Origin of the sequence: Brevibacillus sp. FSL L8-0520, from assembly GCF_037963895.1 — a bacterium.
Taxonomy (GTDB): Bacteria; Bacillota; Bacilli; order Brevibacillales; family Brevibacillaceae; genus Brevibacillus; species Brevibacillus borstelensis.
In genome coordinates, this window is record NZ_CP150171.1 from 1,913,976 (window position 1) to 1,928,704 (window position 14,729).

The 14,729-nt window shown below is 52.0% G+C and carries 14 protein-coding genes; 10 read left to right on the forward strand and 4 right to left on the reverse strand.

Annotated features, from left to right (window positions below; translation table 11 throughout):
• Positions 1–47 precede the first annotated feature (47 nt).
• Complete coding sequence (locus NSQ24_RS09520) at positions 48–734, reverse strand: TerC family protein (RefSeq protein WP_003387542.1); 687 nt, start codon at positions 732–734, stop codon at positions 48–50.
• A gap of 393 nt (positions 735–1,127) precedes the next feature.
• Here NSQ24_RS09520 and NSQ24_RS09525 point away from each other — a divergent pair, with 393 nt between their 5' ends.
• The 6 genes from NSQ24_RS09525 to ltrA all read left to right on the forward strand — a co-directional run bounded on the left by NSQ24_RS09525 (position 1,128) and on the right by ltrA (position 8,320).
• On the forward strand, positions 1,128–2,192 hold the full coding sequence (locus tag NSQ24_RS09525) for an AI-2E family transporter (protein ID WP_003387540.1): 1,065 nt from the start codon (positions 1,128–1,130) through the stop codon (positions 2,190–2,192).
• Between the two features lie 334 nt (positions 2,193–2,526).
• Positions 2,527–5,175, forward strand: a complete 2,649-nt coding sequence (alaS, locus tag NSQ24_RS09530; RefSeq protein WP_003387536.1) for an alanine--tRNA ligase — start codon at positions 2,527–2,529, stop codon at positions 5,173–5,175.
• Between the two features lie 140 nt (positions 5,176–5,315).
• Positions 5,316–5,579, forward strand: coding sequence for an IreB family regulatory phosphoprotein (locus NSQ24_RS09535; protein WP_003387534.1), 264 nt, complete (start codon positions 5,316–5,318; stop codon positions 5,577–5,579).
• Positions 5,580–5,729: 150 nt separating this feature from the next.
• A complete protein-coding gene (ruvX, locus tag NSQ24_RS09540; protein ID WP_024984956.1) occupies positions 5,730–6,146 on the forward strand; it encodes a Holliday junction resolvase RuvX in 417 nt (138 codons plus the stop codon).
• A 5-nt stretch (positions 6,147–6,151) separates the two neighbouring features.
• Complete coding sequence (locus NSQ24_RS09545; RefSeq protein WP_003387530.1) at positions 6,152–6,442, forward strand: DUF1292 domain-containing protein; 291 nt, start codon at positions 6,152–6,154, stop codon at positions 6,440–6,442.
• Between the two features lie 579 nt (positions 6,443–7,021).
• Positions 7,022–8,320 carry a group II intron reverse transcriptase/maturase gene (ltrA, locus tag NSQ24_RS09550; protein WP_024985477.1) on the forward strand — a complete coding sequence of 433 codons (1,299 nt, stop codon included), beginning with the start codon at positions 7,022–7,024 and terminating at the stop codon, positions 8,318–8,320.
• 143 nt (positions 8,321–8,463) lie between these two features.
• Here ltrA and NSQ24_RS09555 read toward each other — a convergent pair whose 3' ends face one another.
• Positions 8,464–9,057: a hypothetical protein gene (locus NSQ24_RS09555; RefSeq protein WP_031932380.1), complete on the reverse strand. Its 594-nt coding sequence runs from the start codon at positions 9,055–9,057 to the stop codon at positions 8,464–8,466.
• On the reverse strand, positions 9,057–9,524 hold the full coding sequence (locus NSQ24_RS09560) for a hypothetical protein (protein ID WP_024983691.1): 468 nt from the start codon (positions 9,522–9,524) through the stop codon (positions 9,057–9,059). Before NSQ24_RS09560 ends, NSQ24_RS09555 begins: the two co-directional genes overlap by 1 nt.
• Before the next feature lie 230 nt (positions 9,525–9,754).
• On the opposite strand from NSQ24_RS09560, the gene mltG reads away from it, so the two are divergent.
• The 4 genes from mltG (at position 9,755) to NSQ24_RS09580 (ending at position 14,167) form a co-directional block, all read left to right on the forward strand.
• Complete coding sequence (mltG, locus tag NSQ24_RS09565; protein WP_051567355.1) at positions 9,755–10,846, forward strand: endolytic transglycosylase MltG; 1,092 nt, start codon at positions 9,755–9,757, stop codon at positions 10,844–10,846.
• A gap of 67 nt (positions 10,847–10,913) precedes the next feature.
• On the forward strand, positions 10,914–11,549 hold the full coding sequence (locus NSQ24_RS09570; protein WP_039070568.1) for an O-methyltransferase: 636 nt from the start codon (positions 10,914–10,916) through the stop codon (positions 11,547–11,549).
• Between the two features lie 66 nt (positions 11,550–11,615).
• Positions 11,616–12,257, forward strand: coding sequence for a uridine kinase (udk, locus tag NSQ24_RS09575; RefSeq protein WP_003387525.1), 642 nt, complete (start codon positions 11,616–11,618; stop codon positions 12,255–12,257).
• Between the two features lie 116 nt (positions 12,258–12,373).
• Entirely contained in the window at positions 12,374–14,167 is a 1,794-nt protein-coding gene (locus NSQ24_RS09580) for a penicillin-binding protein 2 (RefSeq protein ID WP_003387524.1), read from the forward strand.
• On the opposite strand, the gene NSQ24_RS09585 is transcribed toward NSQ24_RS09580, so the two are convergent.
• Positions 14,115–14,612: a Mov34/MPN/PAD-1 family protein gene (locus tag NSQ24_RS09585; protein WP_024983692.1), complete on the reverse strand. Its 498-nt coding sequence runs from the start codon at positions 14,610–14,612 to the stop codon at positions 14,115–14,117. The two genes, NSQ24_RS09580 and NSQ24_RS09585, sit on opposite strands and share 53 nt — an antisense overlap.
• Positions 14,613–14,729: the final 117 nt, after the last annotated feature.

Consider the following 14,729-nt stretch of genomic DNA (forward strand, 5'->3'; position numbering starts at 1 on the left):
TGACCAAACAAAGAAGGCTTCGCCAACTGGCGAAGCCTGTTTCTTGTTTACGATTGTTCGGCCATCCGTTTTTGCGCCTGATTTTTCATCCGGCCAATCAGCAGGACGCCAACAACGATTACGGCAATCAATGCCCATTTCAGGATCGGGTATTCGACAAAGAAGCCCTTCAGGAATGGCTCGCCTGTAATCATGCTTCCCGCAGTGTAGGCAAGTACGGCTGATCCGATGTAAATCACGGCAGGGTAGCGGTCCATGACCTTCAGCACGAGTGTGCTGCCCCAGACCATGACGGGAACACTGATGATCAAGCCCAGTACCACCAACAGAAAGCTTCCGTGTGCTGCCCCGGCAACTGCAATCACATTGTCCAGTCCCATGACAGCGTCAGCGACGACAATCGTCCAAATGGCCGCACCCAGGCTGGAGCCTGCTTTGACTGTTTCATGTCCTCCGTCTTGTACAAGCAGCTTCATGGCGATCCAGATCAGCATCAAACCGCCGACGAGCAAAAGACCCGGAATTTGTAACAGCCAGACCACAGCCAGAGTCGCCGCTGCCCGAATGACAACCGCCCCGACGGTTCCCCAGATGATCGCTTTCTTTTGCTGATGGGCAGGCAAATTGCGAGCAGCCATCCCGATAACGATAGCGTTATCTCCCGCCAGCACAAGATCGATGACAATGATGGCAAGCAGCGCAGACCAGAATGCAGGTGTAAACAACATCTCCATGTTTCTCCAACCTCCTTTTTTGTGGATGTCTCTAAAGGCCGCTGCTCCAAATCTGCTTGACACTTTTTATGTAGTCTGTGTCACGATGAGGAAAACAAAACGACCTTTACCCTAACAGGCAAAGGTCGAAAAAAACAGAAAAGACCCTTACCTAATCAGGCAAAGGTCTTGCTTACAACGAACGTGACGTTGCCAACAAAGCCGGGGAAAAAATTCCCGTAATGACGACTTTGCTGCGAAAAAGCTACTCCCCTTTGGAGAATATCCATTTGTGTTTATATCGTACACCTGCTACTCAAGATGTGTCAATAAGCAACTGTCACCCATGTACATGTTTTTTTCAAATTGACACATGCTAATCCATACGAAATTTGCGTAGAGGAGGTCACAGCCGTGGAAGGACTTCGCAACAGCCGCCTGTTTGCCGCTGCGATTTGGCTGATCGTACTGCTGATCATCGGCAACTTGCTCTGGCTGCTGCGCCCTGTGATTAGCGCCTGGTACCATCTGCTGACAGAAATTCTCCTGCCTTTTATCGTAGGGCTGTTGATCGCTTATTTGCTGCATCCTATCGTCCAGTTGCTGGAGAGGCGCAGGGTACCGAGGCTGATGGCAGTGCTGTTGATCTATGCTTCGTTCGTACTGATCATCGCTATCGCAGTCGTCAACGCCATCCCCATTTTTACGACGCAGTTGATCGAGCTCTCCGACGATATTCCCAGACTGACCGAATGGTATCACAAATGGATGAGTGAATGGGAGTCGCACAAATACTTTTTGCCGGACAGCATTTCACATGGCGTGGACCGGGTCATCATCCAGTCACAGGAGAAAATGTCCCACTCGATTACGCAGTTTGTGAACAACGCCCGCAATACGCTCGGAAAGCTGCTTGCCTATGCGGTCGTGCCGTTTATCGCTTTTTATTTGTTGAAGGACATGAAAGATCTTCACCGGACGGGAATCGCGATCATACCGGCCCGCTACCGCAAACAGGTGCTTGCCGTATTGCGAGATGTCAACGAGTCATTGGGGAATTACATACACGGTCAGATGATCGTCGCGCTCATCGTGGGACTGTGCGCGTATATCGGGTACTGGATTATCGGAATGCCGTATCCGTTCGTGCTGGCCTCTTTCGTCTGCCTGACCAACGTCATTCCCTATATCGGCCCGATCATCGGCGCAGCCCCTGCCGTCGTCGTTTCGCTGACCATATCGTTCAAGATGACCTTGCTGGTCTTGGCCGTAAATGGGGTCATCCAGATTCTGGAGGGAAATATTCTTTCGCCCAATGTCGTCGGCCGCTCCCTGCAATTGCATCCGCTGCTTATCATCCTCGCACTACTAACCGGGGAGGCAATCGGCGGGATTATCGGCTTGATCGTGGCTGTCCCGGTCTTGGCAGTCTGCAAGGTGGTCATAAGCCGGATCGCTCTGATCATGCATGAAAGTTGACAGCAATCGGTAAAAAAATTTATAATACGGACAATGAAGAGTAACGGGGATAACCCCGCAGATCGATGAAGGAACGAGTACGTTGCAGCCCTTCTACAGAGAGGACACTCCGCAGGTTGAGAGAGTGGCCAGAAGAAGAGCGACGGAAGGCTACTCCCAAGACCGGGAAAAAACCGGCGGCCAGGCACCGTTACGGCCTTAATCGAGCGACAGGCATGGATGCGCAGAATCACGATGCCTGTAAGCAGGGTGGTACCGCGAGACAAGTTCTCGTCCCTGAGGGGATGGGGACTTTTTTATTTTCATACTTCATCATAATAGGAGGGCAGTTTTTATGAAGAAGCTGACAGGTAATCAAATTCGCAAAATGTTTCTTGATTTTTTCGTGCAAAAGGGCCATCGCATCGAACCGAGTGCGCCCCTGGTGCCGGTGGACGATCCATCCCTGCTTTGGATCAACAGCGGCGTAGCCACACTCAAAAAATATTTTGACGGCCGCATCATTCCTGAGAATCCACGCATCACCAACGCGCAAAAATCGATTCGCACCAACGACATCGAAAACGTAGGACGCACTGCGCGCCACCATACCTTCTTTGAAATGATGGGGAACTTCTCCATCGGCGATTACTTCAAGGAAGAATCGATTCACTGGGCATGGGAGTTCCTCACAAGCAAGGAATGGATCGGCTTTGATCCGGAGAAGCTCTCCGTCACCATTCACCCGGAGGACGAGGAAGCGTACGAAATCTGGCACAAGCAGATCGGCATTCCTGCAGAGCGGATTATCCGGCTGGAAGGAAACTTCTGGGATATCGGGGAAGGCCCGAGTGGTCCCAACACAGAGATTTTCTACGATCGGGGCGAGCGCTTCGGCAATGACCCGAATGATCCGGAGCTGTACCCGGGCGGCGAAAACGAGCGCTACCTGGAGGTGTGGAACCTCGTATTCTCCCAGTTCAACCACAATCCGGACGGCACCTACACGCCGCTGCCGAAGAAAAACATCGATACCGGCATGGGCCTGGAGCGGATGGCTTCGATCATTCAGGAAGTGGACAACAACTACGAGACAGACCTGCTGTTCCCGCTGATTGAAGCAGCCAGCCGCATTTCCGGCGTAGCCTATAAACAAGACCCTGAACTGGATGTGGCCCTGAAAGTCATCGCCGACCATTCGCGTACGGTCACATTCGCTATCGGCGACGGCGCCCTGCCGTCCAACGAGGGCCGCGGCTATGTCATCCGCCGCTTGCTTCGCCGTGCAGTACGGATGGGCAAAAAGCTGGGCATCGAGCAGCCGTTCCTGTACCGCCTGACGGAAACAGTCGGCAGCATGATGGGCGAGTTTTATCCGGAAGTGGTGGAGAAGCGCGCTTTCATCGAAAAAGTTATTCGCGCCGAGGAAGAGCGTTTCCACGAAACCTTGAACGATGGACTTGCTATCTTGTCCGAGATGGTAAAAGCCGCGAAAGCAGAAGGCAAAAGCCAGCTTTCCGGGCCTGAAGTGTTCAAGATGTACGATACGTATGGCTTCCCGGTCGACCTCACCGAAGATTTCGCGGGTGAGCAAGGTCTGTCCGTGGACCGCGACGGCTTTGAACAAGCGATGGAGGAACAGCGCCAGCGCGCCCGCGATGCCCGTCAGGACGTGGACAGCATGCAGATCCAGGGAGGTCCGCTTTCCGATTTGACGGTTACGAGCGAATTTGTTGGGTATACTGAATTGGTAGCGACTGGTAAAGTCGAAGCGATTGTGTCAGCAAATCAATTGGTTGATCAAGCGGAGGAAGGACAAACAGTTCAGGTCATCCTGAGTCGCACTCCTTTCTATGCGGAAAGCGGCGGTCAGGTCAACGATGAAGGCGAACTCATCTCCGACAGCGTCAAAGCACGAGTCAGCGACGTGCAAAAAGGGCCGATGGGTCAAAACATCCATACGGTGACGGTGGAAGCGGGCACACTTCGCGTTGGTGACGAGGTCCGGGCCGAGGTAAACCGTGAAGCCCGTCTCGACATCACGAAGAACCATACTGCTACTCACCTGCTCCATCAGGCGCTGAAAGACGTATTGGGAACGCATGTCAATCAGGCAGGCTCGCTGGTGGCTCCGGAACGGCTTCGTTTCGACTTTACACACATCAGCGCGATCACCCCTGAGGAGCTCGAGCAGATCGAAAAGATCGTCAACGAAAAAGTTTGGGCCAATCTGGCTGTCGAGATTTCGAATCGCTCGTTGACCGAAGCGAAGGCAATGGGTGCAATGGCCTTGTTCGGCGAAAAATACGGCGATATCGTTCGTGTCGTCAAAGTGGGCGAGTACAGCCTTGAGCTGTGCGGCGGATGCCATGTTGCCAACACGGCAGAGATCGGTCTGTTCAAGATTTTGAGCGAAAGCGGCATCGGAGCGGGTACGCGCCGGATCGAAGCGGTGACCGGACGCGGCGCTTACCAATTCCTGAACGAACAGCTCGGCATTTTGAAGGAAGTGGCGCAAACACTGAAGGCCCCGCTGCTGGCAGAAGCACCTGCCCGTGTAGAGAGTCTCCAGCAGCAACTCAAGGACGTACAACGCGAAAATGAATCCCTCCGCGCCAAGCTTGGAAACATCGAAGCGGCTTCCTTGACCGACAAGCTCCAGCAGGTAAACGGCGTGCAGGTGCTGGCGGCACGTGTATCTGCATCCGATATGGATAACCTGCGCGGTATGGTCGATGAGCTGAAAAACAAGCTCGGGTCAGCCGTAATCGTGCTCGGTTCCGTCGATGGAGAAAAGGTCAACCTCGTTACAGGGGTGACCAAGGACCTGATGGATCAAGGCTTGCATGCCGGCAAAATTATTAAAGAAGTAGCGACTCGTTGCGGTGGCGGCGGCGGCGGACGTCCAGATATGGCCCAGGCTGGCGGCAAAGACCCGTCCAAGCTGCAGGAAGCGCTTGAGTTGGTATATGAGCTGGTAAAAGGACAGTTGGCGGCGAAGTAATACCGCCTCTGTCCGTCAACTTTCGCCAACTTTTGTGGAAAAGTGCAGAAACAACAAGGAAATGAGTGTGTTCGAAGCGAAGTACACAAGGAATGGCAAAGCAACCAGCGGAAGAGTCTCAATGAATCGAGGTGTTGATCGTGAGTTCGATGGATAAAACCATGAAGTTCACGGTGCCCAAAGAGAATAAGTCAGAGGAAGTGCGGGAAACCTTGACGGAGGTGTATCAGGCCCTGCAGGAAAAGGGGTACAACCCGATTACACAGATTGTCGGCTACCTGCTGTCCGGAGACCCGGCTTTCATCCCCCGCCACAACAATGCTAGAAGTTTGATCGGAAAAATTGAGCGTGACCGGATTATCGAAGAGCTGGTAACCGTTTATTTGGTCGATCGGGATAAGTAATCATCCCTGTTGCCAAAAGGTGGTCGGCAAAAACGCAACACCCCGTTGTACCGCGGTATTCGCATATCCCGTGTGTCGTACAATTGGCTTCGCCCACATGCGGGCGAAGCCGGAGTTATCTAATCAGAACAGCGTAAGTAGGCGAGTCGGATGAAACGGATTATGGGTTTGGATGTCGGGGACAAAACGATCGGGGTCGCCGTCAGTGATGAGCTGGGCTGGACGGCCCAAGGCGTGGAAACGATCAGACGGCAGTCAAGAGAGAAGGACTTTGCCCGCCTCGATGAGTGGATCGCCCAGTATGACGTGGGTGAAATCGTCGTAGGTTTGCCAAAGAACATGAATGGCACCATTGGCCCGCGAGGCGAGATTTGCCAAGCTTTTGCCAGCAAGCTCGAAGCACATACGTCTTTGCCCGTCCACCTGTGGGATGAGCGTCTGACGACCATGGCCGCTGAGCGCATGCTGATTTCCGCCGATGTCAGCCGGCAAAAAAGAAAAAAAGTAATCGACAAAATGGCGGCCGTATTAATCCTGCAGGGTTATTTGGACGCGAAATCGAGGTGACGAGCATGAGTGAAGAGTTGTTTGAGGAGTTTGAAGTAGGCGATGTGATTGCGCTGACCGAGGAAGGAAGCGACGATCCTCGCGATTTCCGCATTATGTATATCTTTGACATCGAGGATCGTTCGTATCTGGTCCTGGTCCCTGTCGATCAAGAGGAAGAAGAAGAGTACGAGGTTCACTTCCTCCGCTACGAAGGCACGGATATGCTCCAGCCGATCGAAGACGACGAAGAGTGGGAGCAGGTAGAAGCGACATTCGAGACCCTGATCACCGATCTGGAGAAGGAAGATCTGTAGGAAATCTGAAAAGCTCCAGGAGAGAAGACGAGAGGGATAATTTCCCTCTCGTTTTTTTATGAAGCGTGCCCAGCAAGCCGTTAATTGCTAGTTGGTGAAAGTCCAACCGAGGCAGGAGCCAAGTCACCTCGTAGCTGACAGGCAACTGGTGGAGAAATCCTAAGGTTGAAGCCCTGTGACAAAGTAACTCGAAAGAGTGCGAGCAAATCAGCAGGCCGTAACATAAAGTGAATCCTGCAGCCTCGTTAAGAAAGACCACCGAGAGGTGGACAAAGGGAAGCCGAGCTTGTTTCATATGGGCGAAGGCCAAGGACGGTGTGGAGAACTTGGAATACAGCACCTATGAATCCCTCGGGGTATGGGGAGCGGTATGTTGAGAAAGTAGTTAACGGAACTGGGGAGACCCTACTCTGCACGCCCCGTCAGGAGCGTAAAACGGAAACCTATAACCGTAAGGGAAGTGGTGGATGGCAGAGAGGGAGTCGGAGGGGTTCATAGTACCGATGAACATAAGGACAACACAACCTTATGGAGGGAAGGAGCCCTGCTTTGTTCACGGGTCGAAGGAGGTAAGAGTGAGTGAATGCAAGTAAACTTGCTAACTACACCGATGTAAAAGCTCGACAACTTTGGACAACCCTATATCTTTGTGCCAAGGCAAACTCAAAACGGCGATTTCATGCCTTGTATGACAAAATCTACCGCCCGGATATTCTAGCGACAGCTTGGAGGAGAGTAAAAGCAAATAAAGGGAGCGGAGGAATCGACGGACAATCCATCGCACAGATTGTGGAGGAGTATGGGGAGAGCCGTTTTCTTAACGAGATCTATCTAGATTTAAAAGAAAAGCGGTATCGTCCACATCCGGTTCGTCGAACTTACATCCCTAAACCGGATGGCAAGAAACGTCCACTCGGCATCCCGACGATCAAGGATCGGGTGGTCCAAATGGCTACTAAGCTAGTCATTGAACCGATCTTTGAAGCTGATTTTCGGGACTGTTCTTATGGCTTTCGGCCAGGAAGAAATGCTCACCAGGCAATTGCACAGATACGCAAAGCAAGCAAGAGGTGTTATTGGGTCGTAGATGTTGACATTAAAGGGTATTTCGACAACATCAACCATGAGAAGTTGATGAAACTGGTCGAAATGAGAATCAGCGACAGACGTGTTCTGAAACTTATCCGACAATGGCTGCAGGCTGGGGTCATGGAAAATGATCAATTCCATGAAACAGAACTGGGAACTCCGCAAGGAGGGGTAATCTCGCCTCTTCTTTCAAACATCTATCTAAACTACATGGACACCATTTGGGAAAATCAATTCTCCCATCTTGGCACACTTATCCGCTATGCGGATGACTTCGTTATCATGTGCAGAACCAAACAAGAAGCATTGGAAAGCATTCAAGTGCTGATGGCTATTCTAAACAAGCTGGAGCTTAGTCTCAGTAAAGAGAAATCTAGACTCGTTAATATTTGGGACAATTCCACTGGGTTTGACTTTCTTGGGCTGCACCATCGCAAATTCCCCGTGTTCAACAAAGGGGGGAGCAAGGTATTTGCTATGTCTCATGTACCAGCTAAGAAAGCAATGAAGGAAATGAGACGTAAAATTAAGGAATACACTGCACCAAGGAACAAACTGTTTCTGTCTCTAGAAGAGCTAGTGAAAGGGCTAAATCGCAAGCTAAGGGGGTTCAAGAACTACTACTTCATCTCGCCCATCGCCAAACGATGGGCAAGACGGATAGACTGGTATGTGATTGAACGCCTTACAATCTTCTGCAACAAGAAAAGAAGCAAGCGGAATAAACATGCCGGAAAGCTGAAGGTCATACAAAACACGCAGGGTAGTTTATTGAAATTAGCCGGATAAAGTAAGCCGAATGCCAAAGAAAGAAGAACATCGGAAAGCCGTATGAGGGAAAACCTCACGTACGGTTTGATGAGGGGGAGCTGAAATGAGCAAGGCGACCATACGGTCGCCCGAAAGTTTCAGTTCTCTACTCTACACCATATCTATTGTTTGCGAATTGCCGGCTGGTTCTCATCCAAACGGTAGATCAGCCTGCCCTCTGCATCATAGGCCAGAAGAACGGCGGCTGCTTTCTCGTCCTTTCCAAATACACGGGCAAAGTGATACAAGCCTTTGATCGGCTGCATCGATTGCTTGACCCCGTCACTCCATTCGACGGTTAGCGTGCGGATTCGCGGGTCATTGACTTGGTCGACAGCGTAGCTGTACCAGTTGTCATCCTCCCGCTGTCCGCCCCAGCTCATTTTTAGGATTTCGTTCGGGTCAAAGGTATACCCACCGCCTCCGCCGCTGTTTCGCCAGAGAACGCCGAACGGCCGGTCCATGAAAAAATGGTGGTAAAGCTCATGCTCTTCATCGTAAAAAAGGACAGAGTGCATGCTTCCTGTTTGAATCATGGATACCACCTCGATGGTATCGGAAGGTAAGGCCATTCCTTCAAGGGTCTGCCGAACAGCGGTTTTTGGCGACCACGGGCTTGGGTAGTAAAGCGGAAACAGGATCATCACGGATACGGCAATAATCAACCAGCGGATCAAGCGGTTTCTGCGTTCCCGCATTAGCAAGCGCTCTTGCATTATTCCATCCCTCCTTTGGCCAGGGGAACGGTAAAGGAGAAGGATTGGCCGTAGCTTTCGGCATATATGCGGATGGATTGCAGATCGGATGGAGCTTCTTTTATCAGGTAGTACCCTTTGGAAACAAACCAACTGATCGATTGTCCCCCTGATCTAACGTCTAGATCTTGACCCGTATCGGAAGCAATATTTACAAAGCTGGGAAGACTGGCCGATCCAGAACCGCGGCTCGTCATATAAACCTTCAGCGTGCTCCCGTCGTACCTGACTCCGTCCACCGTCAATTCCCGGTTATAATACGTTTGGGAGATGCCGGGACCTGGATAGAACGTGCCCTCCTTTTTGGCAGAACGTATTTCATCTGCGTTGGCAAACAGCACCGTGAACGAGGCGATCAAGAGAAGAAGGACTTGCCCCCCGAGACAAATAACCAAGAACCATTCCAGAAAGGTGAAAAAGCGTTTCATCCTGCAAAATTCCTTCCTAATTATTTGTTTATTTCTTCCATTCTTATTAGGGGAAATCCTGCTTTTTTCCCGGAAAATGCTTCTGCTCAGGAGTTGATGACAAGGTAGACATGCCTTCGGTATAATGAAACAGATAATGGGCGGTTACCTTTTACCCGATCGCCCGAGTGTGGCTTGCCGCAAAATGGAGAAAGGCGCCACCAAGAAGGAGGACTCTTTTAGTGAATCCTATGTCAATCAAACACGACGACCAATCGAATTGGCCGCCGGTGCAAAAGCGGAGAAGGGGAGGCCGTTTTTTCCGTACAGTCGTCATCTTATTCCTGCTGGTGCTGCTCGGTACAGCAGGGTTGATCTACTACGTGTATCAGGGCTTGCAGCCAGTGGCCGGAGAAGCCGTTATAAAAGAAGTGCAAATTCCGTCCGGTTCATCCGTAAAACAGATTGGCCGCATTTTGCATGAGAATGGATTGATACGGAATCCCGATCTTTTCGCATACTATGTCAAGTACAAAGGGACAGGCTCCCGCTTGCAGGCCGGAGACTATCAGTTCCAGACAGGGCAAACGATCGATCAGATGCTGCAAGCGATGGAAGAGGGAAAAACCGTCGTCAATGCGATGCGCTTTACGATCCCGGAAGGCTGGAATGTAGAACAGATCGCTGATCACCTGGCCGAGAAAGGCTTGGTAGACAAAGCAAAGTTTCTGCAGGAGGTAAACCAGGGCAGCTTCCCCGAGTTTCCGTTCGTCGCTGCGATACCGCAAAAGGAAGGGCGCAAGCATCGCCTGGAGGGGTACCTGTTTCCGGAAACCTATGAGATCAAGAAGGAAGCCGATGAGCACGAGATTATTTCCAGGATGCTGGCCCAGTTCCAGAAAGAGTGGAAGCCGGAATGGACACAGCAGCTCACGAAGCGGAAAATGACCATCGATGAGGCGGTTACCCTCGCTTCCATTATCGAAAGAGAGGTCGTCGTCGACAAGGAGCGTCCGATCGTAGCCGGCGTATACTACAACCGGATGCGGGAAGGCTGGCTTCTGCAGGCGGACGCCACAGTCCAATTCGTGCTCGGAAAGCAGCGGGACAGAATTACGTATGACGACTTGAAGGTAGAAAGTCCGTACAATACGTATCTGCACCCAGGCCTGCCTCCCGGTCCGATCGCCAATCCGGGCAGAGCGTCGCTCGCTGCTGCCGTATCGCCGGAGAGCCATGATTACTTTTTCTATGTCACGAAAAAGGACGGCACCTCGGAGCATTACTTCTCCAAAACGCTGGCAGAGCACAACGCACTGGATAAAAAGAGCCGGGGAAAATAGCAGCGTATTCTGCTATTGCAATGGCTTTGTGATATAATAATTCGGTTGTAAAAAAGGGGGTGACGTGATGATAACCAATCCTGCGATCGACGAATATGTATCGGGACTGGTTCCCCCGCGTTCTCCATTGATGCAGCGCATGGAAGCAGAGGCGCAGGCAGAAGGCATACCGATTGTGCAGTTGCCTACTGCCCAGGTGATGCGGTCTTATCTGCAGCTTCACCGCCCGGAGCAAATCCTCGAAGTCGGAACGGCGATCGGGTATTCGACGATCTGGATGGCCGAAGCGGCACCGCAAGCGCGGATTGTGACGATGGACATCGACGAGGAAAGACTGCATAGAGCGAGAGCAAACTTGAGCGAGGCAGGCGTTGCAGACCGGGTAGAGGTTCTTCTCAAAGACGCTACGACCGGCCTTCCGGATTCGTATCATTTCGATTGTCTGTTTATCGATGCGGCAAAGGGACAGTACCGTGCGTTTCTGGACCTGTATCTGCCGCTGCTGCGGCCGGGCGGCATGGTGCTGACAGACAATGTCTTGTTCCGCGGTCTTGTTGCCACTCCGGAGGAAGCCGGGAAAAGACTGCGTCCCATGGTGGACAAGCTGATTGGCTTTAATCACTATCTGGCCCAGCATCCCGACCTGGAAACTGCGTTTATCCCTGTCGGAGACGGTCTGGCTGTCAGTTTTAAAAAAAGATAACAAGCGACAAAGATAACCTCGAACAAAACTGTTGAAGAGGGCTGCATGAGGAAGGGGATATGAATCATGGGTCACCCCGTTGTGATTGGGGTAGCTGGGGGCAGCGGTTCCGGCAAAACTACAGTAGCAAGAGAATTGTACCGACAATTTCAAAATGACAGCGTCACGATGATTGAGCAGGATTCGTACTACAAGGATCAGAGCCACTTGAGCCTGGAGGAGCGGGTGCTCACCAATTATGACCATCCGTTTGCGTTTGACAATGACCTCCTGCTGGCCCAGTTGCAAGAGTTGATCGAAGGCAGAGCAATCGAAAAGCCCATCTACGACTTCAAGGTGCACAACCGCAAGCAGGAAACGGTACGGGTCGAACCGAAGGATGTCATCATTTTGGAAGGCATGCTGATTTTGGAGGACCCCCGGATTCGCGAGCTGATGGACATCAAGGTATTTGTCGATACGGATGCCGATGTGCGGATTGTCCGCAGAATCGTACGGGATATCGAAGAGAGGGGCCGCTCTCTCGAGTCTGTCGTGAGCCAGTATCTGGAGGTTGTCCGCCCGATGCATCTGCAATTTATCGAGCCTACAAAGCGGTACGCTGATGTGATCGTCCCTGAAGGCGGATACAACCGGGTAGCCCTTGATTTATTGTCGACGAAAATACGCGATATCCTGCTGGAAAAGCAGCAGGTGGCAAATCGCTGAAAACGAATGTCGGAAACGAAAACGACGTGCAGAACACGCCCATCATGAGGCGTGTTTTTTGTTTCCGCCGCCTTCATTCGGGACATACTGGATGGAAAAGGCTGGAGGGATGAGGGATGCAGCTGGAGCGGAGGATGAAAAGAAGACAATTCATTTTGTTGCTGGGAATGACTGTTCTATGGCTCGGCCTCGTCGCGAGGCTGTGGTGGATTCAGGTGGGGGCGGCTCACCGCTTTACAAAGAGAGGCATCGATCTGGTGAAAAACGCGGTGAAACAGAGGCAACAGAGCATCGTCCTTCACAGCGGCAGGGGAGATATCCTGGATCGAAACGGCTACCGGTTCACAGGAGAAGAGCAGCTGGCGCTGATCCTGTTTCCACTGGCCCGCGGCAGCTTGAAAGGGACCGACGGATTAAAACAGGTCGCTTCGATTGCAGGTGTGAGCGAAGAGCAGCTGAATGACCTGATGAAAAATGCAAAGGCTCCTGTGATGCTGAGAGATACGTCCAAACGCCTGGTGGCGCTTTCGGAAAAGCAGGCGGAGAGGATCAACAAGCTGGCGATCCCCGGGATTGTCTCATTGGCAGTAACGGAACGGTATCGGAGCGAAGAGGTTGCCAAACATGTGATCGGATATATCCACCGGAACCCGGAGCTGGTCCAATCGCTCTACCCGGATGAATGGAAGCAAGGGAAGAAAAATGCCGAGACTACGGTAGGGGCATCGGGTCTTGAAAGGAGCTTTGACAGGTTTTTGCAAGGAATCGAGCCATCTGTCCTGTCTTATTACGTGGATGGAGAAGGGAACCCGCTGCGAGGTCTGGATATCCGCTATACGAGTCAGCAAAACGAGTACTACCCGCTTTCGCTGCTTTCGACACTGGATGCCCAGATGCAGCGGAGCGTGGAGCGGATTATCGACCAGCGAGGCCTGAACGTAGGTTCAGTAGTCGTTCTGGACGTCTCCACTGGCGATGTTCTGGCGATGGCGAGCCGCCCCGCCTACGATCAGTCCAGGGTGGAGGCAGAGAAAGGGGATTGGCAAAATCGTGCGGTCAAGCAGCTTCCGCCGGGCTCGGTTTTTAAAACCGTAGTGGCTGCCGCCGCTCTTTCGGAGGGGATCATCTCGCCGACGGAACGGTTTCACTGCAGCGGCAGCTACGGCAAATACGGATTTTCCTGCTGGAAAAAGGAAGGTCACGGATCGCTGACAATGGACGAGGCATTTGCCCACTCTTGCAATATCGCGTTTGCAGAGATCGCCAAGCGGGTAGGCGGGGAAAAGCTGGAGGAGTATGCCCGGCGATTGGGATTGCTGACACAGGTTGGGCATCGTACAGCTCATCTGTTCAAACTGGAAGGCTTTCGCCAAATAGACGGCGAGGAAAAAGGGCGGGTCTATTTGGATGACGTGTCGCGAAAAGACGAAGGCGTATTGATTCAGACAGCAATCGGACAGCGAGATGTCCGAATGACCCCGCTGCAGATTGCCAATATGATGGCGACGATCGCCCGTGGGGGACAGCCGGGCCAGGCAAGGCTTGTACAGGAAATCACGTATAAAAACGGCCAATCGTTTTTTCGGTTTCCCGTTCAGTCCCTGGACGAAGCGGGAATTGATTATGTGACTGCCAAAAAGCTGAGAACACTATTGAGACTTGTGGTCACGAGCGGTACGGGGAAGCTTTTGAACAACAGCTCATGGCCGATTGCCGGCAAAAGCGGAACGGCTCAGACGGGAGCCGGGCATAACGAGAGAAACCATTTGTGGTTTGCTGGCTACGCTCCGGCTGACAACCCGCGCTATGCCATTTGTGTTGTTGCCGAAAATCAGCCGGTGTCGACCGGAAACAGGGCTATGGAGATTTTTCAAGACGTTGTTGAAGAAATTGCCGGTCGATCACTCTGAGATCCTTTACCTCGGAAAGGGTATCGCCAAGACTGTAGGCTCTGCCCTGCAACTGATTGCGCTTGTTTAGACCGACGATCAGCATGAAAGGGGAAGTGGACATGTATACAGACTGTGATGCCTTTTCCCAAATGGTCCGTCGATCCCCTTTGCTCGGGGACAATCGGCGAACCGTATGGCTGTGCCAATCTCCAATGTATTGCCACGGTCTGCGTCTTCGCTGTTTTCTCACCAGGTTGCGCAAATGCTGGTCGTCAAACATGATCGAGTGGGGCTGATGAATGGCTTTGGGACCAGGTCCGCTGGCATAGGTCACAAGCCATTCTTCTCTATCCTCGCTTATCGGATACCCCATCAGGACGCCGCCCGTCTCCAGATAGGGGTTTTTTCGTACGGCTTGCTCAATCTGCCGCCATACCTTTGGTGTGAGATACAATGAAGCCATTGCAGGAAAACCTCCTTCGCTGCAAATCCGATGCTTTTTATAAAGGCCGCCTCCTATCATATGACGAGATCAAGTCAGGTGACCCGGGTCAATTACCCATGTAAGGCAAAAAAAGGG

What these genes read in the sequence shown, in the direction of transcription:
- NSQ24_RS09520 (WP_003387542.1), bottom strand. Translation starts at nt 734, where the DNA reads ATGGAGATGTTGTTTACACCTGCATTCTGGTCTGCGCTGCTTGCCATC.
- alaS (WP_003387536.1), top strand. Translation starts at nt 2,527, where the DNA reads ATGAAGAAGCTGACAGGTAATCAAATTCGCAAAATGTTTCTTGATTTT.
- ruvX (WP_024984956.1), top strand. Translation starts at nt 5,730, where the DNA reads ATGAAACGGATTATGGGTTTGGATGTCGGGGACAAAACGATCGGGGTC.
- NSQ24_RS09545 (WP_003387530.1), top strand. Translation starts at nt 6,152, where the DNA reads ATGAGTGAAGAGTTGTTTGAGGAGTTTGAAGTAGGCGATGTGATTGCG.
- NSQ24_RS09555 (WP_031932380.1), bottom strand. Translation starts at nt 9,057, where the DNA reads ATGCAAGAGCGCTTGCTAATGCGGGAACGCAGAAACCGCTTGATCCGC.
- NSQ24_RS09560 (WP_024983691.1), bottom strand. Translation starts at nt 9,524, where the DNA reads ATGAAACGCTTTTTCACCTTTCTGGAATGGTTCTTGGTTATTTGTCTC.
- mltG (WP_051567355.1), top strand. Translation starts at nt 9,755, where the DNA reads ATGTCAATCAAACACGACGACCAATCGAATTGGCCGCCGGTGCAAAAG.
- NSQ24_RS09570 (WP_039070568.1), top strand. Translation starts at nt 10,914, where the DNA reads ATGATAACCAATCCTGCGATCGACGAATATGTATCGGGACTGGTTCCC.
- udk (WP_003387525.1), top strand. Translation starts at nt 11,616, where the DNA reads ATGGGTCACCCCGTTGTGATTGGGGTAGCTGGGGGCAGCGGTTCCGGC.
- NSQ24_RS09580 (WP_003387524.1), top strand. Translation starts at nt 12,374, where the DNA reads ATGCAGCTGGAGCGGAGGATGAAAAGAAGACAATTCATTTTGTTGCTG.
- NSQ24_RS09585 (WP_024983692.1), bottom strand. Translation starts at nt 14,612, where the DNA reads ATGGCTTCATTGTATCTCACACCAAAGGTATGGCGGCAGATTGAGCAA.